General features: G+C 62.7%; 14 protein-coding genes. 8 read left to right on the top strand and 6 right to left on the bottom strand.

Features of this window, described 5'->3' with window-relative positions; translation table 11 throughout:
- Positions 1–17 precede the first annotated feature (17 nt).
- Both BLO50_RS09165 and BLO50_RS09170 read right to left on the bottom strand, forming a co-directional pair.
- Positions 18–629: a LysE family translocator gene (locus BLO50_RS09165; protein WP_090251605.1), complete on the bottom strand. Its 612-nt coding sequence runs from the start codon at positions 627–629 to the stop codon at positions 18–20.
- Between the two features lie 136 nt (positions 630–765).
- Entirely contained in the window at positions 766–1,839 is a 1,074-nt protein-coding gene (locus tag BLO50_RS09170; RefSeq protein WP_090251608.1) for an alpha/beta hydrolase family protein, read from the bottom strand.
- Between the two features lie 350 nt (positions 1,840–2,189).
- Between BLO50_RS09170 and BLO50_RS09175 the strand changes: the two genes are divergently transcribed.
- Genes BLO50_RS09175 through BLO50_RS09185 form a run of 3 tightly spaced genes read left to right on the top strand, consistent with a single transcriptional unit; the run spans position 2,190 to position 4,149 of the window.
- Complete coding sequence (locus BLO50_RS09175; protein WP_090254040.1) at positions 2,190–3,311, top strand: beta-ketoacyl-ACP synthase III; 1,122 nt, start codon at positions 2,190–2,192, stop codon at positions 3,309–3,311.
- Positions 3,311–3,922: an RNA polymerase sigma factor gene (locus tag BLO50_RS09180; protein ID WP_090251611.1), complete on the top strand. Its 612-nt coding sequence runs from the start codon at positions 3,311–3,313 to the stop codon at positions 3,920–3,922. The genes BLO50_RS09175 and BLO50_RS09180 overlap by 1 nt, the downstream gene beginning before the upstream one ends.
- Positions 3,916–4,149: an anti-sigma factor family protein gene (locus BLO50_RS09185; protein WP_090251613.1), complete on the top strand. Its 234-nt coding sequence runs from the start codon at positions 3,916–3,918 to the stop codon at positions 4,147–4,149. Before BLO50_RS09180 ends, BLO50_RS09185 begins: the two co-directional genes overlap by 7 nt.
- A gap of 32 nt (positions 4,150–4,181) precedes the next feature.
- Here BLO50_RS09185 and BLO50_RS09190 read toward each other — a convergent pair whose 3' ends face one another.
- Positions 4,182–4,715: a hypothetical protein gene (locus BLO50_RS09190; RefSeq protein WP_090251615.1), complete on the bottom strand. Its 534-nt coding sequence runs from the start codon at positions 4,713–4,715 to the stop codon at positions 4,182–4,184.
- Between the two features lie 249 nt (positions 4,716–4,964).
- On the opposite strand from BLO50_RS09190, the gene BLO50_RS09195 reads away from it, so the two are divergent.
- Positions 4,965–5,669 (top strand): Crp/Fnr family transcriptional regulator, encoded by a 705-nt coding sequence (locus BLO50_RS09195; RefSeq protein WP_090251619.1) that lies wholly within the window; start codon positions 4,965–4,967, stop codon positions 5,667–5,669.
- Between the two features lie 175 nt (positions 5,670–5,844).
- Positions 5,845–6,534 (top strand): Crp/Fnr family transcriptional regulator, encoded by a 690-nt coding sequence (locus BLO50_RS09200; RefSeq protein ID WP_090251621.1) that lies wholly within the window; start codon positions 5,845–5,847, stop codon positions 6,532–6,534.
- 11 nt (positions 6,535–6,545) lie between these two features.
- On the opposite strand, the gene BLO50_RS09205 is transcribed toward BLO50_RS09200, so the two are convergent.
- Together BLO50_RS09205 and BLO50_RS09210 are read right to left on the bottom strand one after the other, a co-directional pair.
- Positions 6,546–8,672 (bottom strand): putative bifunctional diguanylate cyclase/phosphodiesterase, encoded by a 2,127-nt coding sequence (locus BLO50_RS09205; RefSeq protein ID WP_090251624.1) that lies wholly within the window; start codon positions 8,670–8,672, stop codon positions 6,546–6,548.
- A gap of 101 nt (positions 8,673–8,773) precedes the next feature.
- A complete protein-coding gene (locus tag BLO50_RS09210) occupies positions 8,774–9,073 on the bottom strand; it encodes a hypothetical protein (RefSeq protein WP_090251626.1) in 300 nt (99 codons plus the stop codon).
- Positions 9,074–9,464: 391 nt separating this feature from the next.
- Here BLO50_RS09210 and pgm point away from each other — a divergent pair, with 391 nt between their 5' ends.
- From pgm to BLO50_RS09225, 3 genes are all read left to right on the top strand, one after another.
- Complete coding sequence (pgm, locus tag BLO50_RS09215; RefSeq protein WP_090251629.1) at positions 9,465–11,117, top strand: phosphoglucomutase (alpha-D-glucose-1,6-bisphosphate-dependent); 1,653 nt, start codon at positions 9,465–9,467, stop codon at positions 11,115–11,117.
- A 125-nt stretch (positions 11,118–11,242) separates the two neighbouring features.
- Positions 11,243–11,401 (top strand): DUF3309 family protein, encoded by a 159-nt coding sequence (locus BLO50_RS09220; RefSeq protein ID WP_090251631.1) that lies wholly within the window; start codon positions 11,243–11,245, stop codon positions 11,399–11,401.
- A gap of 108 nt (positions 11,402–11,509) precedes the next feature.
- Positions 11,510–11,875: a winged helix-turn-helix domain-containing protein gene (locus BLO50_RS09225; RefSeq protein WP_090251633.1), complete on the top strand. Its 366-nt coding sequence runs from the start codon at positions 11,510–11,512 to the stop codon at positions 11,873–11,875.
- Here BLO50_RS09225 and BLO50_RS09230 read toward each other — a convergent pair.
- Positions 11,870–20,374, bottom strand: coding sequence for a glycoside hydrolase family 94 protein (locus tag BLO50_RS09230; RefSeq protein ID WP_090251636.1), 8,505 nt, complete (start codon positions 20,372–20,374; stop codon positions 11,870–11,872). The genes BLO50_RS09225 and BLO50_RS09230 overlap by 6 nt on opposite strands.
- Between the last annotated feature and the right edge of the window lie 11 nt (positions 20,375–20,385).

The raw sequence follows: 20,385 nt of genomic DNA on the forward strand, positions 1-20,385 counted from the left end.
TTTGCGCTGTAGGCGCTTCAGCGGGTCATCGGCAGGGCTGCGCCCATCAAGGCAAACAGCCCGCCGCAGCAGCGATTGAAGCCTTTGCCACTGCGTTGCAGCCAGGGCCGCACGCGATGGGCCATGCGTGCCAACAGGTATTCGACGCTGCCTTCGACCACGGCAAAGGTCAGCGCCATGATGGCGAACTGCAGTAAGAGGTCACCGCGTGGGTCGAGAAACTGCGGCAGAAAGGCGCCGAAAAACAGGATCACCTTGGGGTTGGACAATGCCGATAGCAGGCCCTGGCGAAACAGCTTGAAGCCGCTGCTCTCGGCTGCTTTTTCGGCCATCGCGAGGTGCAGTGGCGGCGCGCGCCAGAGCTGAATGCCGAGCCAGATCAGGTAGGCGCCGCCGAGCCATTTGAGGATGGTGAGGGCCTGCGCCGAGGCTTGCAGCAGGGTGCCGATACCGAGCATCGACAAGGCCATCAGCAGGGTAAATCCCAGCACGCCGCCGCTGACGGTAAACAGGGTTTTGCGGTGGCCATACAAGGCGCCATGGCTGAGCGCGAGCAGGCCATTAGGGCCTGGAGTCAGCGACAGGCCAAACACTGCCGTAAGAAAGATTAGCCAGGTATGCAGGGCCATAAGACAGGTATCCAGAAACGCAAGAGTGCAGGGCCTGCGCGGCCCTGCGAGCCTCTGTTTTTTCATGCTGTGCCCAGATAGTCAAGCCGGCTTGAGTCGCACGGTCGCATTCATCAGCCTGGGCGGCGCATGGGGATCAGCGATTGGCCTCCTTAAAGTTATCGTCTGAGGGTTCCTTGCTGTAGGCGCCCTGATCCTGAACCAATTTCTTGCTGCCATTCATCAAGGTATTGATGCGGCTGTCGCTGGTTTTGGCAGAGGCGGCCTGGTTGCTGGTGCCGCTGATCAGCGGCGGGTTGTTGCTGAACGACCACAGGTAGTGCCAGACCGCCGCATTGTGCTTCTCGGTCAGTTGCGTGGCGTTGAAGTACCAGGGCTTGAGTTCGCTGAAGGCGGTCATGTTCATCAGCCCAGTGTTGCTGTCGCCGATAAAACCGGTGCTGCTGGCCCCGGAGGTGCGGTAGGTCTCGAAGATCACACCTTTGGTTTTTAGCTCGCTGACATAGGTGCGGCAGACTTCGCCGACCCACTTGTTACCCAGGTAGCTTTTCGCGTTGTTGGAGTAGAACGGATCGAGCAGGGCGACGCGCTTGGGCAGCAGTTTGCTGTTGATGGTTCCGGCAGTGACGGCATCGCTGATTTTCTTGGTCAGGACGATGGCCATCTGGTTCCCCAGTGAGTGACCGGCGATGCGGATGTTGCTGCCGCTGTAGCCGGCCAGGTTAGCTTTGTAACTGTTGAACAGCAGGTCGCTAGCCGATTGGCTGGGGCCTGTGGTGTATACCCCGCTGCTGTTGCGCCAACGCATGGCGCGTGGGCCGCTGGCGGTCCAGATCTTGGCCTCGGCATCTTTGACTTCGCCTTCATCGGCGAACTGATTCCAATACAGCACGCCCATGTTGTAGCCCGCTGCCAGCCAAGCGTTGGCAAGATCCAGATCGGGGCCGCCGGCATCCTTACGGTTGAAGGTTTCGCGGTTCTTCTTTTGCGTCGAGCCGTTCTGCCAGCCGTGGATGTAGATCAGTGTTGGTTTACTGGCCACGTAATAGGCATTCGTCTGGCCAGGCACGGCTTTTTGCCAGCTATCGCCGTAGCCAAACCAGTACAGGCCGTGGTCAAGATTCTGGAAGGTGCTGTCGGGGAATACACCCACGGCGGCCTGGCTCAGGGAGGTAAAACTCAGCACCAGCAATAGAAGCAGCTTGCGCATGACGGAAACCTTTCTTGTTATTAGGGAAAGGCGAGCATATAGATTGTCCGACAATCATCTATCCCCCGGACGGGTGAGGTCGCACCGTCTCCGATCAAGGCACTGGGCGGGATGTGTCTTGCGCGACGTTGTGAGCATCTTTGCCTCAATAGTCCGCAGTATGTTGCAGGTCCCAGACGTGCTGAGCGGACGAAGCACCCCAGGCTGTGGCAAACTCCAAGGCTCGTAACAGGACGTTTCATGGATCGAGTTTGCTGAGCCTGTCAGCCGTTTTTTTGCCCATGGCCTAGCCTGCCAGGGTGTATTGCATAACTGGCCGCTGCCTGCGGCGAAGAACAAGAGGAATGACTGTGCATAACGTCGTGATCAGTGGTACCGGCCTCTATACCCCGGCAAACAGTATTTCCAACGATGAGTTGGTCGAGTCGTTCAACGCCTTCGTCCAGCAATTCAATACCGACAACGCCGCGGCCATCGCCAGTGGTGAAGTCGAAGCGCTGAGCGAGTCGAGCAGCGGCTTCATCGAAAAAGCCTCGGGCATCAAGAGCCGCTTTGTCATGGACAAGGCCGGCATTCTCGATCCCAAGCGCATGGCGCCGCGCCTACCGGAGCGCAGCAATGAAGACTGGGGCATCCTCTGCGAAATGGCCGTAGGCGCCGCCAAGGACGCCATGGCTCGCGCCGGCAAGACTGCCGCCGATATCGATGGGGTGATCGTGGCCTGCTCCAACCTGCAGCGCGCCTACCCGGCGGTGGCGATTGAAGTGCAGGCCGCACTGGGCATCCAGGGTTTCGGTTATGACATGAACGTGGCCTGTTCCTCCGCCACCTTCGGTATCCAGGCTGCGGCCAACAGCGTGCAGCTGGGCCAGGCCCGCGCGATTCTGATGGTCAACCCGGAAATCTGCACCGGCCACCTGAACTTCCGTGACCGCGACAGCCACTTTATCTTCGGTGACGCCGCCACGGCGGTAATCATCGAGCGTGCCGACCAGGCCACCTCGAACTACCAGTTCGATATCGTCGGCACCAAGCTGATCACCCAGTTCAGCAACAACATCCGCAACAACTTCGGCTTCCTCAACCGCTGTGCGGAAGAGGGCGTCGGCGCGCGTGACAAGCTGTTCGTTCAGGAAGGGCGCAAGGTGTTCAAGGATGTCTGCCCGATGGTTGCCGAGCTGATTGCCGCGCACCTGGCCGAGAACAAGCTGAACGTCGGCGATGTGAAACGCTTCTGGCTGCATCAGGCCAACCTCAACATGAACCTGCTGATCGCACGCAAGCTGCTTGGCCGCGATGCTGAGCCAGGCGAAGCACCGGTGATTCTCGATACCTACGCCAACACCAGCTCGGCCGGTTCGGTGATCGCCCTGCACAAATACCAGGAAGACCTGCCGAGCGGCGCCCTCGGTGTGCTCAGCTCGTTCGGCGCAGGTTATTCGATTGGTAGCGTGATCCTGCGTAAGCACTAATGGATTACCCAGCCGATCAGGCGCTGCTGGCCCGTCTGCGGGCGGGCGAGCAGAAGGCCTACCGCGAACTGGTTGCCACCTATCAGGGGGCAATGCGCGCGGTGGCCTTTGCCATTGTCGGCAGCCGTAATGCCGATGAAGTGGTGCAGGACGCCTGGCTGGCCGTGGTGCGCAGCCTCGATGGCTTTCAGGCGCGCTCCAGCCTGAAGACCTGGCTGCTGACCATCACCGCCAACACCGCGAAAACCCGTCTCAAGGGCAATCGCCGTGAAGTGCTGCTCGACGACATTCCCTCGCCCCACGGCAGCATTGGTGATGAGCGATTTAGCTCGGATGGCCATTGGCTGCTGGCGCCGCATGCCTGGCATCACGACTCCCCGGAAGCCCTGCTGACCGAGGACGAATTACGCGAATGCCTGGAGAAAACCCTGGCCAGCCTGTCCGAGTTGCAGGGCAGCGTGCTGCACCTGCGTGAGCGTGAAGGGTTGGAGTTGGAAGAAATCTGTAATCTTTTGCAGGTCTCGCTCTCCAATGTGCGGGTGCTGCTGCACCGCGCGCGTCTCAAGGTATTCGCCACCCTGGAGCATTTTGAGGAGACTGGCCAATGTTGAGTTGTAAGGAGTTGGTGGCCCACTCCAGTGAATTTATTGATGGTCAGTTGGGCCTGGGTAAACGCATGTCCGTGCGCTTGCACCTGGCGATGTGTCAGCACTGCCGGCGGTTTATCAAACAGATGCGTCTGAGTCAGGCGGTACTGCGCCAACTGCCGCCCGGGCAGAGCGCCGAGCTGGACGCTTTGGCGGCCAAGCTGGCTGAGTTACGCCGCAACCATTCCTGATCGCCAGGCCGATGGCCTGGCGCACTTCTCGTTTACTCGGCTTCTTGCGCGGCTTTAAGTGCTTCATAGGCCGGCGCGGCGTAGATGCCGACTTCCACTGCCAGCTCCATCACCCGCGCCAGGTCCGTGCTGTACACCAGTACGGCTTGCAGCTCGTCATCCAGCGGCTCGCTGAAATCCAGCAACACATAACCCTTGGTTTCCGGTGACAGGCTGGACAGTTGCACCTGAATGCGATTCAGCGCTTTCAGCGGCTCGACCTTGGCCAGTTGCTTGGCTTTGAGTACAAAGCTCACCTCTGGTCCGAACGATTCGGTGATCTGCTGGAACAGCGCGTCATAGCTGTCGGCCTGAAACAGCACAGTCTCCGGCAGGCTGCCGACCACCACCCATTCGCCGAGTGGAATGGGGAAGCTGTCGTCGAAATTGATGTCCGGGTTGGCGGCGAGAAACGCCTGCGGATCGGCGTAGGCCTGGGCGGCTTCATCGGCGATGCGCGTGACTTCTTCCGGCAGCATGCAGCCCGAGCTTATTTTGCTGATCAGTTCTTCAAGCTGGGCTTTCATTGGGTTCATCCTGCGGCAGAAAAGAGGCCGGCAAGGATAGCCGCAAATGGCTGTAGAAGCTGCATATCGGCCTATTTCTGGCCTGCACGAAGGACAGCGTACCGCTGCTTGCAGCGGCTCAGCATAGGGGCTGTCTGTGCGCTACCGTACAGATATAAAAACAGATTGGATTATGCTGCTGTGTGCAGTTAAGGCTCTGTAGCGAGCGCATATCAATCGCCAACAGGCCTTAGAAGACCGGAGACAGTGATGTCCGCAGCCCCCAACCCGCAGCAAAACCACCTGCTTGCCGCCTTAACTAACGAAGTGCTGGAGCGTCTGTTGCCGCACCTTGAGTTGGTGGATATGCCGCTGGGCATGGTGCTCTACGAATCAGGCGATACCCTGCGGCATGTGTACTTTCCCACCGATTCGATTGTGTCCCTGCTGTATGTGATGGAAAGCGGTGCGTCGGCGGAAATTTCCGTGGTGGGTAATGACGGGGTGATTGGTGTGGCGCTGTTTATGGGCGGTGAAAGCACCACCAGTCGCGCCCTTGTACAAAGTGCTGGCAGCGCTTACCGGGTACTCGGCAAACGCTTCAAGGAAGAGTTCAACCGGCATGGCGACATGCTGCAGCTGATGCTGCGCTACAGCCAGGCGCTGATTACCCAGATGGCGCAGACGGCGGTGTGCAACCGCCATCACTCGATTGATCAGCAGCTGTGCCGCTGGCTGTTGTTGTCGCTTGATCGGTTGAGGGACAACAAGCTGGCCATGACCCAGGAACTGATCGCCAATATGCTCGGCGTGCGCCGCGAGGGCGTCACCGAGGCCGCCGGCAAACTGCATCGCCAAGGCGTAATTGATTACAGCCGCGGGCTGATCACCGTGCTCGATCGCGCCAAGCTGGAAAGCCTGAGCTGTGAGTGTTACGCCGTGGTCAAGCGCGAAACCGACCGCCTACTGCCTTAAAGCCAGCGCATCCAAAGCCCCAATCTGTTACGCGCGCGGTTAGCCATTTAATGGCTTGGCTTGAGTGCCGCAGCGCACAGAGCTTTGCCAAATGCTCAGGCAGACTGCAGCGGCGATAGCGTCAAGCACCGTTGTCGTGCCATGTTTTGGCAAGCGTCGTGCTCGGGACAAGTGAATGTCTGTTAAAGCACCGCTGCAAATCTTCAGCCGTCTGATCGAAGGGCTGCCCAGCAAACAACGCAAACAACTGCTGAATGGCTGCGAACCGGTGGACCTGGTTTTCGGCAACGTGTTGCATGAAGCCAACCAGCCGATTCGCCATGTGTATTTTCCGCTGAGTGGCTTTGTCTCGCTGGTGACCACCCTGGATGGGCATCAGCCTCTGGAGATGGGCCTGATCGGCAATGAAGGCATGCTGGGCGCAACCCTTGCCCTGGGCATTGGCCAGGCGCCTATGCGCGCGGTGGTGCAGGGTTCGGGCAGTGCCTTGCGTATCAGCAGTCAGTTATTCAAGCAGGAGCTGTTGAGTAGCCCGGCGCTGCTACGTGCGCTCAAGCGCTACCTGTATGTGGTGATGACGCAGCTGTCGCAGAGCGCAGCCTGTACGCATTTCCATGAAATCGAGCCACGCCTGGCGCGTTGGCTGCTGATGACCCACGACCGTGCGCATGCCGATAACTTTCACCTGACCCATGAGTACCTCGCTGACATGCTTGGCGTGCGCCGCAGTGGTGTATCGATTGCCGCTGCAGCCATGCAGGCACGCGGATTGATCAGCTATAGCCGAGGTGAGATTCATATCCTTGATCGCGCCGGGTTGGAGTTGGCCGCCTGCGAGTGTTATGCCGCGCTGCAGGCCGACTAACGCGCGCAGTTTTAACCCAGGGTGCCCGTTGTCTGGTAAAGCGTATTGATCGGCGAGCTGATGCCGCTGCGCAGCAGATTGGCAAACTGCTCCGCGCTGACCGGGTGGCTGAACAGAAAGCCCTGGCCTTCGCTGCAGTGATGGCTGCGCAGAAACTCCAGCTGCGCGGTTTCTTCGATCCCTTCGGCGATTACTCGCTGTTTCAGGCTGTTGCCCATGGCGATCACGGCGCTGACGATAATGCCGTTGCTGTTGTGGATGTCCTGCACAAAGGAACGATCAATTTTCAGTACATCGATGGGGAACTGGTTGAGGTAGCTGAGGCTGGAGTAACCGGTGCCGAAATCGTCCACCGCCAGTTGCACGCCGAGGGTCTTGAGTTGCTGCAGGATCGTGGCGCTGGCCTGGGCGTCGCGCATCAGCACGCTTTCGGTGATCTCCAGCTGCAGGTTGTTGGGTTTAAGGCCGGTGACCCTCAGGGCGCTTTCTACGCTGTCGACAAAGTCCTTGCGGCGAAACTCCAGGGCCGAGATGTTCACCGCCACCGAATCCAGGGCATAGCCGCAGTTCTCCCAGCGTTTGGCCTGGGCGCAGGCTTGCAGCAGCACCCAGCGGCCCAGTGGCACGATCAACCCGCAGGCTTCGGCCACCGGAATAAACCGCGCCGGCAGAATCATGCCCCATGCCGGGTGCTGCCAGCGGATCAGCGCTTCGGCGCTGGTGATTCTGCCGCTGTGCAGGTCGATCTTCGGCTGGTAGTGAAGGATAAATTCGCTGTTTTCCATGGCCGTGCGCAGGTGCGCTTCGATCAACTGGCGTTCAACTGCGTGAACATTCATCTCCTGGCGGAAAAACTGGTAGTTGTTGCGGCCTTCTTCCTTGGCCAGGTACATCGCTGTGTCGGCATTCTTGATCAGGCCTTCGGCATCCGTGGCGTCGTTGGGGTAGGTGCTGATGCCGATGCTGGAGGTAATGTGCAGTTGCTGCTGGCCAATGGTGTGGCTCATGGCCAGGATACTGAGGATTTTTTCGGCGGTGCGCGCGGCATCGTCGGCCGAGTGGCTTTCGCTCAGCAGCACCACAAACTCATCACCGCCCAAACGGCTGACCGTGTCAGAGCTGCGCACGCAGTCGCTCAAGCGCAGCGCTACCGCTTGCAGCAGCTGGTCGCCGACGCCGTGGCCAAGCGAATCATTGATGTGCTTGAAGTTATCCAGGTCGAGAAACAGCACCGCCAGATGGCTGCTGCGGCGCTCGGCCAGAGCGATCGCCTGGTTGATACGGTCATTGAGCAAGGCGCGGTTGGGCAGGTTGGTCAGGGCGTCATGCTGCGCCAGATGGGCCATCTTTTCGGTCATGGCGTGGGCGGCAGTCATGTCGTGGAAGACCATTACCGCCCCCTTGAGGCGTCCGGCCGAATCATGGATCGGCGCGGCGGAATCTTCGATGGCGGACTCGCTGCCATCGCGGCGGATCAGTATCGTGCCTGCCGCCAGCAGTTTGCTCTCATCGTGCTGCAGCACCTTGACGATGGGGTTGGCCACCGCCTCGCGGCTTTTATCGTTGACCAGGTGCATCACGCTGTCGATCGGTAGGCCATGGGCTTCGTCGAGTTGCCAGCCAGTCATATGTTCGGCGGCGCTGTTGAGGTAGTCGACGTTGCCCTGCAGGTCGGTACTGATTACCGCATCACTGATCGAGTTGAGGGTCAGTGATGCGCGGGCTTTTTCGACGAACAGCGCCTCTTCCACGGCCTTGCGCTGGATGATATTGCGCAGCGATTGCGGCACCAGGTAACTGTTGAAGTGGCCCTTGGACAGGCAACCCTGGGCACCACGCTGAATGGCGTCCCAGGTTTGCTGGTCATCCTCCAGGGTGCTCAGCGTGAGGATCGGAATGCTGGAGGCGAGGACGAACAGCTGATCGAAGGTGGCCAAACCCTGGCTGTCCGGCAGATCGAGATCAACCATGATCGCGTCGATGGGCTCTTTGCGATGGCTTTCCAGGCGCTGCAGGGCCTGCGCAAGGCTGGTCACCCACTCAATCAGGAACGGGCCGTCCTGGGCTCTATCCAGAACATCTTCCAAGGTCGCGGCATCGTCACTGTTGCCGGTAATGATCAGAACGCGATTAGCCATGATGCCTATTCCTCCGTGAACAACATTACGCGGTGCGGGTGAGGCGCCTGCGTTGCCGATATGGCGTTAAGCATCGTGGGAGGTGCTGTGTGGTTGCGCGCTCAGAAGCGCAGCCGTGGCGGTGGCGGCTGGTCGTACTGCGGCGCGTTTACCGGCAGGCTGATCCAGCGGTCGTATAGACGCGCCTTGCTGCTGGTGCGTTCAGTATTCTCTGGTTCCGGTTGCAGCCTGGCGTTGTGCAGGTTGTTGCGCTGCGCCGGTTCTGTGGTTGTCACGTGCTGTGGCGCGCGGCCGAACACTTCTGGCGCAAATAGCTCGGCAGAGGCGTTGCCAGCCAGCAAGGCCGGCAGGATCAGGGCGATGCTGCCGGCTATCGCGTGGATGTATCCGAGCCTATGCATGTCATCCCTCCCCGTTTATGGACGTGTCTCACGTGCCTTCTCCAACGCACAACGTCCGGCCGCGAGCTGACCCGCGCTAACGTCGACAACTGCAATAGGTTTACTGCCCGCTAAGCGGGCTTTCGCTCAGGATGCGCAGCATGGCCAATCAGCGGGCCAAGCCGTTCGGGTGTGGGGGCGGGTTGGCGCTGGGTTGGTCTGTCCATGGTCACCTCTGAGCAAGTCCCATGCGGGCGCAAATACGGGGGCTGAGTATTAGATACGCTGCTTGCAGGGGCTTGTCAGTGCGCTATCGCACCTAGCGCGCTTCGATATAAAGCCTCTCGGGATTACCCGGTCGGGCTGCTAGACTGGCGCACTTTTCACCGTCCGATCATTTTTGGAGCCTGTTGTGAGCCCGCGTATTCACCCTTTGGCCGGTCAGCCGGCACCTGCGTCCCTGTTGACCGAGATCTCTGCGCTGCTGGCGGCCTATTACGATCTGCAGCCGGACCTGAGCGTGGCCAGCCAGCGCGTGGCATTCGGCACCTCCGGGCATCGCGGCAGCTCCCTGGCGCACAGCTTCAACCAGGCCCATGTGCTGGCGATCAGCCAGGCGATCTGTGATTACCGGGCGGCTCAGGGCATCAGCGGTCCGCTGTTTATCGGCGCCGATACCCATGCGCTGTCGCAGCCGGCGCTGGACAGCGCGATTGAAGTGCTGGCAGCCAATGGCGTGCAGACCATGATCTCTGCTGGCGGTGAGTTCACCCCGACGCCGGCAATCAGCCAGGCCATCCTGGTGCACAACCAGGGCCGCAGCTCGGGCCTGGCCGATGGCATCGTCATCACCCCCTCGCACAACCCGCCGGACAGCGGCGGTTTCAAGTACAACCCCACCAACGGCGGCCCGGCTGACAGCGATATCACCACCTGGGTGCAGAACCGCGCCAATGCGTTGCTTGAAGGCGGCCTGCGCGAGGTCAAGCGCATGCCCCTGGCGCAGGCGCGGCAGGCGGCCAATGTGCAGGAATACGATTACCTCGCCAGCTATGTGAATGACCTGGGCAACGTCATCGACTTCGCGCCGATCCGCGCGGCGGGCCTGCGCCTGGGTGTCGACCCGTTGGGCGGCGCCGGCGTGCATTACTGGGGCCGCATCGCCGAGCAGTACGGCCTCAATTTGGACGTGGTGAGCGAGATTATCGATCCGCAGTTCGCCTTTATGAGCCTGGACTGGGACGGGCAGATCCGCATGGATCCGTCCTCCAGCCATGCCATGCAGCGCTTGATTGGCCTGAAGAACGGCTACGACATCGCCTTTGCCTGCGACACCGACTACGACCGCCACGGCATCGTTGCGCCGAGCGTCGGCCTGTTGCCGGCCAACCACTTCCTCAGTGTGGCCATCGATTACCTGTTCCAGCATCGCCCGCAATGGAGCGCCACAGCAGCGGTGGGTAAAACCCTGGTGAGTAGCGCGATGATTGACCGCGTCGCTGCGCGCTTGGGCCGGCCGATGCAGGAAGTGCCGGTGGGCTTCAAATGGTTTGCCGGCGGTCTGTTCGACGGCTCCCTGGGCTTTGGCGGTGAGGAGAGCGCCGGGGCGACCTTCCTGCGCCGTGATGGCCGGGTCTGGACCACCGACAAGGACGGCATCGCCCTAGCGCTGCTGGCCGCCGAGATGACCGCAGTGACTGGGCGTGACCCTGGCGAGCTGTACCAAGGCCTGAGCGATGAGTTCGGCGCGATTTACGCCGACCGCGTTGATGCGCCGGCCACCCCTGCGCAGAAAAAAGCCCTGGGCAAACTCTCGCCCGCGCAGATCAGCAGCCGTGAGCTGGCCGGTGATGCCATTACCCAGGTGCTCGACAAGGCGCCGGGCAATGGCGCGGCGATTGGCGGCATCAAGGTGATCAGCGAGGGCGGCTGGTTCGCCGCGCGGCCATCGGGCACCGAAGACATCTACAAGATCTACGCCGAGAGCTTCCGCGATGCGGCGCACCTGCAGCGCATCTTCAGCGAGGCGCAGCTGATCGTGGATGGGGCACTGGTCGCCGAATAGCAGGGCCGCCGTCGGTGCGATAGCGCACCGACACTTGCCGCTGTGGCGTACAGGATGAAGCAGCGCTTGGGTGCCATGCCGGCACCTGTTGTTCCGGCGTGTTGCAACTCATCAAGGAGAACGCCATGAGCCTGGGTACCATTCTATTGATCGTGCTGGTGCTGTTATTGATCGGTGCCATACCGGCCTGGCCACACAGCAGAAGCTGGGGTTACGGGCCTACGGGCGGTTTGGGCGTAGTGGTGGTGGTGCTGTTGGTGCTGCTGTTAATGGGCCGAATTTAACCGCTACCTGACATGTCCCACGGCCGCTGCGCAGCAATTGGTTTGCCGCTTTCGCCTGAGTGATTCAGGCGTTAGTCTGCGCAGCGTATCCCCCGCTGTGGTCGTCGCATGTACCGTCTTGATCTGAAAATCCGCCTGCATAACGGTTCTGATATTGCCATCGGCCCCGGCAAGGCCGAGCTGTTGGCGGCCATCGCCCAGCACGGCTCGATCAGTGCCGCCGCGCGCGCCATGGGCATGTCCTATCGGCGCGCCTGGTTGTTGGTGGAAACCATGAACCGCAGTTTCAAACAGCCGCTGGTCAGCACCCTGGCCGGCGGCAAGCAGGGCGGTGGCACCCAGCTCACCGCCACCGGTGAGCTGATTCTGCAGCGCTACCGCGCCCTCTGCGCCGCCGCCCTGGCAGCGGTGCAGAGTGGTTGCGACGAGCTGGCCGAACTGCTGGCCGAGCCGCCCACTAACAGCGACCTATAACTCAATCCGCAAGCGATGCGCCGCGCCATCCAGGGCGACTTTTAATGGCCCTTGCGGGCAAGGGATGGGCTGGTCGTCCAGCCAAGCCTGGCGAATGCCCTGGCTGCGTTGCGCCGGGTTGCTCAGCTCAATCTGGTAGTGGCTGCCAGCCAGGGCGATACGTGCGCTAAAGCCCGGCCAGTCGGGAGGGATGCAGGGGTTGAGCAACAGCCAGTCACCCTCGCGGCGAATACCGAGAATTCCTTCCACGCCGGCGCGCTGCATCCAGCCGGCTGCGCCGGTGTACCAGGTCCAACCGCCACGCCCATTGTGCGGCGCCACTGCGTACACATCGGCGGCCAGTACATAAGGCTCGACCTTGTAGCGCTGGCAGGCCTCAGGGCTGTTGCCGTGGTTGATCGGGTTGACCAGGTCAAACAGGTCGAACGCCTGCTTGGCCGAGCCGAGCTGGCAGTAAGCCAGAATCGCCCACATCGCCGCATGGCTGTATTGCCCGCCGTTCTCCCGCAAGCCCGGCGGATAACCCTTGATATAGCCGGGCTCCAGCGGGGTTTTGTCGAACGGCGGGGTGAACAGCAGGGCGATACCATCGTCCTCGCGAATCAGCTGGCGTTGCATGGCAGCCATGGCCATGTTTGCCCGCAGCGGATCGGCACTGGCGGACAGCACCGCCCAGGACTGGGCAATCGAGTCGATCTGGCATTCGCTGCTTTGCACCGAGCCGAGCCAGGTGCCGTCATCGAAGGTCGCGCGGCGGTACCACTGGCCATCCCAGGCATGGGTTTCCAGCGCCAGGCGCAACTGCTCAGCATGCGCGCGCCAGCGTGCTACGCGGGCGCTGTCATACGCCTCGGCGTAGGGGGTGAACAGCGCAATGGTGCGCAGCAGCAGCCAGCCGAGCCACACACTTTCACCCTTGCCGTGCTCGCCGACACGGTTCATGCCGTCGTTCCAGTCGCCACCGCCAATCAGCGGCAGGCCCAGTTCGCCGGTCAGTTGCAGGCATTGGTCGAGGCCACGGGCGCAGTGCTCGAACAGCGAAGCCGGCGCATCGGCCTGCATCGGCTGGAAGAACGCATCATGTTCGCCAGTGGTCAGCAGCGGGCCTTCGAGAAAGTCCAATTGCTCATCGAGAATTGCCGCATCGCCGCTGCACTGGATGTACTGCGCAGTGGCGTAGGCCAGCCACACCCGGTCATCGGAGATGCGCGTGCGCACGCCCTGGCCGGAATGCGGCAACCACCAGTGCTGCACATCACCTTCGACAAACTGACGGCTAGCGGCGCGCAGGATATGCCCGCGGGTGATCGATGGGCTGGCGAAGGTCAGCGCCATGCCGTCCTGCAGCTGGTCGCGAAATCCGTAGGCACCGCTGGCCTGGTAGAACGCCGAACGCGCCCAGACGCGGCAAGCCAGGGTCTGATAGAGCAGCCAGCCGTTGAGCATGATGTCCATGGCGCGGCTTGGCGTCTGCACCTGCACCGCGCCGAGTACGCGCTGCCAGTGCGCTTGCACCTTGAGTAGCACCGCGTCCAGATCGGCCTCGCGGTACTGCGTAATCAAGGTGCTGACCTGCTGTTCGCTGGCGCATTGGCCGAGGAACCAGAGCACTTCCACGCTTTCCCCGGGCTGCAGTTCCAGCTGGCATTGCAGCGCGGTGCAGGGGTCGAGCCCCGCACCCAGGCTGCCGCTCAGTGGGGCAAGGCGAGCGAGGGCGGCGGGTTGCGTGAGGTTGCCGTTACGCCCGATAAACTCGCTGCGATCCGCCGTCCAGCTGCTTTGCCGGCCGCCCAGGTCGCTGAATGCGCTGCGCCCGGTAAAGGCGATGCTCCACGGGTTGCGGACCATAACGGCACCGGTGGCGCTGTCCTGCTGACTGACGATAAACGGCGCGCTGGCGGCCCGCGTGCTGCCCAGCACCCATTCGGCATAGGCGGTCACGCTGAGGCGGCGTGGCCGGCCGGAGAGGTTGCGCAGGGTCAGCCGAGAAATCTTGATCGGGTCATCCAGCGGCACGAACTGCAGCAGCTCCATGGCAATGCCGCTGGCCTGATGGCTGAAGCGGCTGTAACCAAAGCCATGCCGCGCTTCATAGTGGCCGCTGTCGCGCAGCGGTTGGGCGGTGGGGCTGAACAGCGCCAGGCTGTCTTCGTCACGGATATACAGGGCTTCGCCTGGCGGGTCGCTGACGGGGTCGTTGGACCAGGGCGTGAGCTGGTTTTCCCTGCTGTTGTCGGCCCAGGTGTAGCCGCTGCCTTCAGCCGAGACCTGAAAGCCGAACTGCGGATTGGCGATCACGTTGATCCAGGGTGCCGGGGTGTTGCTCCAGGCGTCCAGGCGCACCACGTACTCGCGGCCATCCAGATCGAAACCGCCCTGGCCGTTGGCACATTCCAGCGGGCTTGGCGGCGCTGCGTGGAATTCCGGCAGGGGTTGCGCGCTGTGGTTGCTGGCGCTTGCCGGGACGGGGCTGGGGCAGGCCGGGATACGGGCCAGTTGTTCGGCAATGGGTCCGCGATGCGCCACCAGTAGCACCCTGGCGGCGGCCTGCAGGCGTTCGCGGTATTCACCGCTGAGCAGGTCGGCACGCAGCACGAATACCGCGCCCTGCGCCAGTTCGGCGGTAAAGCGTGGGCGTGATTGGCTGCTGCGCACGGCGGTTTCGATGGCCACCTGCAGGTCCTGCAGGTAGGAGGAGGCATGCTCGTTGACGATCACCAGGTCCACGGCCAGGCGCTTCATCCGCCAGTATTCGTGGGCGCGCAGCAGTTGCCGCACCTGAGCAATGTCTTCGGCGTCACTGATGCGCAGCAGGACAATCGGCAGGTCGCCGGAAATCCCTTGGGACCACAGCCCGGACTGGCTGCCGAGGCCGCGCAGCAGGCTGGCCGACGGTGCGCGAAAACGCGAGTCGGCATACAGGATCGGCGCCGCCAGGCGTTGAAAGTCGGCGGCTTCGGCGGCGAGCATGTCGAGGTGGCGCAATTGCACCTGGGCCTGGGTCCAGGCCAGGGTTTTCGCGCGCTCGAAGGCGCTGCGGTCGTGGTGCTTATCGATCAAATCAAGCAGCGCCTCACGGGTAGGCGCCACCACCGTCCAGAACGCCACACGGGCAATCTTGCCGGGCTCGATCAGCAGACGCTGGCGCAGCGAGAAGATCGGATCTAGCACCGTGCCGACGGTATTCGATAGGCGCTGGCCCTGGCGGATTACCGCGGCGGCATGCAGCGCACAACTGCGTCCGAGAAACTTCGCGCGGTCGGACTCGTACTGCGGCTCGGCACTCACTTCACCTTCAATCACGGCAAAGTGCGCAGCCCACAGCGACGGTTCGCTGGCACTGCGCGGCCGGCGTGTGGCAATCAACGCACCGAAGGCTGGCAGGTACTCGGTGACCACAAATAGCTTGGAGAACGCCGGGTGGGCGTTGTCGCTGGCGGCGCTGGCCAGTACCAGTTCGGCGTAGGAGGTCAGTTCGATCTCCCGCGTGATGCGGCCGCTGTTGGTCAGCGAGACGCGGCGCACTTCACCGTCGTCCTCGCCGGACACCAGCACTTCCAGGCTGGTGGTGAGATTGCCGTCGTGGCGGCTGTAGCTGGCGTAGTCCTCGGCGAACACCACTTCGTCATAGGGGTTGCTGCTGCTCGGCTGCGCGCCCAGGGACCAGCGGGTGCCATTGAGGGTATCCCAGAGAAAGATAAAGGAGCCGTGCGAGTCGCGGGTGCTGTCTTCCTGCCAGCGGGTGATGGCGATGTCGCGCCAGCGGCTGTAACCCGCGCCGCTGGCGGTGAGCATCACGCTGTACCGGCCGTTGCTGAGCAGGTGAGTAACCGGCGGATTGCCGTTGAAGTGGTTCAGTCGGCGTTCGTTGTGCAGCGTGCAGTCGGCTTCTGTGGCGCAGGCGCTGACCTCTTCAGCGCGCGGATGGGCTACCGCGACATTGCGTGGCATGCGTTCCTGCAACAGCAGCTCGCAGGCCTGGATCATCGGCTCGCGGTGGAAGCGCGCCCGCATCTGGCCGTCATGCAGGGTGTTGGCAATGGCGACGATGCTCATGCCCTGATGGTGGGCCATAAAATTGCGCACGATGGCGAAGGGCTGCTCATCCGGCAGGCGGGTGCGGGTGAAATCCAGCGCTTCATAGAAGCCATAACGGCCCAGGGCGCCCATCTCATTCAGGCGGCGGTAGTTGGCCAGGGCGCCTTGCGGGTCGACCATGGTGGCCAGACCGGTGGCGTAGGGGGCAATCACCCGATTGGCGGACAAGCCGCGCTTGAGGCCCAGGCCCGGTACGCCGAAGTTGGAATACTGGTAGGTCTGCTCCATGTCGCGGGCGTTGTAGGCCGATTCGGAAATCCCCCAGGGGATGCCCAAATCATTGCCATAGGCGGCCTGACGCGCGACCACCAGGCGGTTGGTCTGCTCCAGCAGGCTGCCGGCCGGCGCGCGCATCACCAGTGAGGGCATCAGGTATTCGAACATCGAGCCGGACCAGGAAATCAGCGCCGAGCCGCTGCCCAGTGGCGTGGCGGTGCGGCCCAGGCGGAACCAGTGACGGGTGCTGACATCGCCCTTGGCGATGGCGAATAAGCTTGCCAGCCGCGCTTCCGAGGCGAGCAGGTCATAGCAGCTGCTGTCCAGGCTGTTGTCAGCCAGGCAGAAGCCAATCGACAGCAGCTTACGTTCCGGTTCCAGCAGGAAGGCGAAATCCATGCCTAGGGCCATGTTGCGTGCCTGCTCGGCGACGCTGCGCAGCGCGTCGTGCAGGGTTGTGCGTTGGCTATCCGTCAGCTCGGCATCCTGCTGCAGATCGCCCAGGGCCTGGGTGAGGGCCTGCAGCCAGAACAGCAGTTCGCCGGCCTGGTTATCCGTGTCGAGTGGGGCGAAGCCGCTGGCCAGCTGCGTGGCTTTGTCACTCAGGCGCAGCAGGGCTGGCAGCAGGCTAAACAGCGGCTGCACGCCATTCAGGCCGGCTTCGATCTGTTGCAGTAATTCGTGCAGTTGTTGGCTGCGTTCGCTACTGGCAGTCGGCAGGGCCGCCAGCGCGGTGCGGGCCAGTTGCAGGTTGTCGTCGATACCCTGGCGGGCGTCCGCACTTACGGGGGCTTTCAGCCATTCTTCGCAGGCATTGGCCACCACCAGCAGGTGGCCGGCCAGGTTGCCGCTGTCCACTGATGACACATAGGCCGGCGCCAACGGGCGCAAATCCTCGGTGTCGTACCAGTTGAAGAAGTGCCCGCGATGGCGCTGCAACTGCGCCATGACTGCCAGCGTGGCCTGCAGACGGGCGACGGTGCGCTCGGTGCCGGCCCAGCCGAAATCGCGGGAGGCAATGGCGGAGAGCAGGTACAGGCCCATATTGGTGGGTGAGGTGCGGTGGGCAATAACCGGCTTGGGATCTTCCTGAAAGTTATCCGGTGGCAGCTGGTTGTCGGCTGGGGTGACGAAGGTTTCGAAGAAGCGCCAGGTACGCCGGGCAATCAGGCGTAGCTCGTTGCGTTGCGTCGGGTCGATCAGCAGGCGTTTGGCCATGCGTGGCGAACGACTGACCAGCATGGCAATTGCCGGTGCGCTGAGCCAGAGCAATGCGAAGGGCAGTACCAGCGGCCAGATGGTCGGTGACCAGAACAGGGCCAGAGCGCACAGCAGCAAGCCGAGCGTGGTGCCGCCGGCCATGCCGCAGTAGAAACCCAGCAGTTTCAAGCGCGGGCTGATCGCCGCCTGCGCGGCGGTGGTCCATTCCAGCAGATTACGTCGGGTGATCAGCAGGCGGGTCAGGGTACGGCTGATCGCATCGAGCATGCGCCAGCTCTGGTCGGCGAGGAATGTCAGGTTCAGCGCGCTTTGCAGCATGGCCAACAGCAGGTCATCACGCAGCTTGCTGAGGTGGCTGCGCCAGCGGATACCGGCACGTGCCGGCAGCAGGCCGAAGCACAGGGGCAGCAAGGCGGGGATCAGCAGGCTGGCAATCAGTAACAGGCTGGCGCTCAGCGCTGCCGGCAACGGCAGCAACCAGCTCAGGCCCAGCGCCGCCAGGGTGACCGGGGCCAGCAGGGAGCGGCGCAGGTTGTCGAGCATCTTCCAGCGGCCGATGCTCGGCAGCGCCGGTTTGCCGTGTAGCGGCCCGAAAATCCATGGCAGCAGCTGCCAGTCGCCCCGCGTCCAGCGGTGCTGACGCTTGCTGGCGACGTCGTAGCGTGAGGGGAACTCCTCGACCACTTCCACATCCGAAGCCAGGCCTGCTCGGGCGAAGACGCCTTCAAACAGGTCATGGCTGAGCAGGCTGTTTTCCCTGACTCGGCCGGCCAGCGCGGCCTCGAAGGCGTCGATGTCGTAGATGCCCTTGCCGGTAAAGGAGCCTTCGCCGAACAGGTCCTGATACACATCGGACACGGCAGCAGCGTAGGGGTCCATGCCGCCGGGACTGGAAAACACCTTCTGGTACAGCGAGCCTTCGCGCTGCAACGGCAGTGATGGGGTCACCCGGGGTTGCAGAATCGCGTAGCCGCCAACCACCCGTTGTAGCTCGGTGTTGAAACGCGGTTGGTTCAGCGGGTGGGCCATCTTGCCTATCAGACGCAGCGCGGCATCGCGGGGCAGGCGGGTGTCGGCGTCCAGGGTGATGACGTAGCGCACCGCGTCCGGCACGCGCTGGCTTAGCCCAGGCACCGGAGTAAAGCTGGTGTCATTGGCACCGCGCAGCAAGCGATTGAGTTCATGCAGCTTGCCGCGCTTGCGTTCCCAGCCCATCCAGACGTTTTCACTGGGGTTGAACTGCCGCCGGCGGTGCAACAGGAGAAAGCGACTGCCGGCGATACCCGGCCCGTAGCGCTGGTTGAGCTGGTCGATGGCGACGCTGGCCTGTTGCAGCAGGGCGTCGTCGCTGGCCAGGTGCTCCTGGTCGGCATCCAGGCCATCGGTGAGCAGGGCGAAGGTCAGGTCGCCGCCATGCCCGGCCAGGTGATGCACTTCCAGACGCTCGATCTGCTCCAGCAGATCAGCCTCGCTGCCGAGCAGGGTCGGTACGGCAATCAGCGTGCGCAGGCTGCTGGGCACCCCTTCGCTCAGTTCCAGACCCGGCAGGCCCATGGCGCCAAAGCTGGAACTGACCGCGCGATTGACCAGCGCGGTGGCCACTTCAGTGGCCGGCAGAAAGCCCAGCACACCCAGCGCCAGCAGCCAGCCGGCAGTCACGCCCTGGCTAGCCAGGCTGTAAAGCGCCAGACCCAGCAGCAGGCTGGCCAGGCCAACGATGGCGCCGACGTAGCCGGTCATACCGAGGTGGATATGGCCACGGCTGATGCGCAGGCGCAGCGGCGGACGAAAATCGATGCGCTGCTCCAGCGCCAGGCGGCCTTCGGCGATCAGGTGGTAGCCGGGGTCGCTGGTGCGCGGATCTGCGTTCTGGGTTGCACTGGCCTGCTGTGTGGCCAGCAGCGCTTGTTCGGCCACTTCCAGTTCGCTGAAGGCGCTGCCACGGGCCAGTTGCTCGATGGCGCTGCGGTACTGGTTGCGGGTGGCAAAATCCATCGCGGCAAAATCGCTGCGTGCGTCCAGGCGGGCATCCACCAGGCTGACGTTCTCGAACAGCTGCGCCCAGTCGATGGAGGAAATCAGGCGCATGCTGTTGATGATGTTGCGTACCGTAAGGTTGGACGCGCCCTGGCGCTGCTGCGCGTGCTGCACCACTTCATCGATGCTGCTGCCCTGCGCGCCGAGGCGCTCTTCCAGCCAGCCCAGTGCCGGGGTGGTGAGCGGGTCATGGTCACGCAGGCGCTTGGCCAGTTGTGCGGCAAAAGGCTCGCTTAACGCGGTGCGGGCGCGCTCGTGCAGTTCCCTGTCGAGCGCCGCGTGCGGGGCGTCTTTACCCAGCAGGCGGCTGGCCAGGGCGTCGGCATCGGCCCGCGCGCTGCGCCCGGCGGTCATTTGGTCGGCCAGGCGGCGCAGGTTTTCGATCAGCACGATGCGCAGGGTGATGGCCACCGCCCACAGCTCGCCGATGGTCAGCGGTTGCACCTGCTGATAGGCGACGATAAAGCGCTGCAGGATGTCGGGGTCGAAGTGGCTGTCGGTGTGGGCGATAAACGCCCAGGCCATGCCCAGTACACGTGGATAACCGGCAAAGGGACCGCTGGCGATTTTCGGCAGTTGGCGGTAATAGCCCGGCGGCAGGTCATCGCGGATCTCGCGAATCTGCTCTTCGACCAGGTGATAGTTGTCCAGCAGCCACTCGGCCGCCGGTACCACGCCACGGCCGTTGGCCAGTTCCGCAGCACTGGCGCGGTAGGCCGCAAGCAATACCTTGGCGTTGTCGTTCAGCCGGCGATGCAAGGACAGCACGGCGGGCGGTTTGCTGCTGATCGGTTGGGCAGCGGCCAGGGTGTAGGCGTGTTGTTCGAGGCGTTCGATGCCGAACAGTTCTTCGCGTACCGGGGCGTGATCAAGCCATGGCGAGGGTGCAGCGGCATGGCTGAATAGAGCAGAAAAAACGGAGGTCATAGGGCGCGGTT

Source organism: Pseudomonas peli, from assembly GCF_900099645.1.
Classification (GTDB): Bacteria; Pseudomonadota; Gammaproteobacteria; order Pseudomonadales; family Pseudomonadaceae; genus Aquipseudomonas; species Aquipseudomonas peli.

Excerpts from the sequence above, each read along its gene's own strand:
- BLO50_RS09165 (WP_090251605.1), bottom strand. The coding sequence starts at position 629 with ATGGCCCTGCATACCTGGCTAATCTTTCTTACGGCAGTGTTTGGCCTG.
- BLO50_RS09170 (WP_090251608.1), bottom strand. The coding sequence starts at position 1,839 with ATGCGCAAGCTGCTTCTATTGCTGGTGCTGAGTTTTACCTCCCTGAGC.
- BLO50_RS09180 (WP_090251611.1), top strand. The coding sequence starts at position 3,311 with ATGGATTACCCAGCCGATCAGGCGCTGCTGGCCCGTCTGCGGGCGGGC.
- BLO50_RS09185 (WP_090251613.1), top strand. The coding sequence starts at position 3,916 with ATGTTGAGTTGTAAGGAGTTGGTGGCCCACTCCAGTGAATTTATTGAT.
- BLO50_RS09190 (WP_090251615.1), bottom strand. The coding sequence starts at position 4,715 with ATGAAAGCCCAGCTTGAAGAACTGATCAGCAAAATAAGCTCGGGCTGC.
- BLO50_RS09195 (WP_090251619.1), top strand. The coding sequence starts at position 4,965 with ATGTCCGCAGCCCCCAACCCGCAGCAAAACCACCTGCTTGCCGCCTTA.
- BLO50_RS09200 (WP_090251621.1), top strand. The coding sequence starts at position 5,845 with ATGTCTGTTAAAGCACCGCTGCAAATCTTCAGCCGTCTGATCGAAGGG.
- BLO50_RS09205 (WP_090251624.1), bottom strand. The coding sequence starts at position 8,672 with ATGGCTAATCGCGTTCTGATCATTACCGGCAACAGTGACGATGCCGCG.
- BLO50_RS09210 (WP_090251626.1), bottom strand. The coding sequence starts at position 9,073 with ATGCATAGGCTCGGATACATCCACGCGATAGCCGGCAGCATCGCCCTG.
- BLO50_RS09220 (WP_090251631.1), top strand. The coding sequence starts at position 11,243 with ATGAGCCTGGGTACCATTCTATTGATCGTGCTGGTGCTGTTATTGATC.
- BLO50_RS09225 (WP_090251633.1), top strand. The coding sequence starts at position 11,510 with ATGTACCGTCTTGATCTGAAAATCCGCCTGCATAACGGTTCTGATATT.
- BLO50_RS09230 (WP_090251636.1), bottom strand. The coding sequence starts at position 20,374 with ATGACCTCCGTTTTTTCTGCTCTATTCAGCCATGCCGCTGCACCCTCG.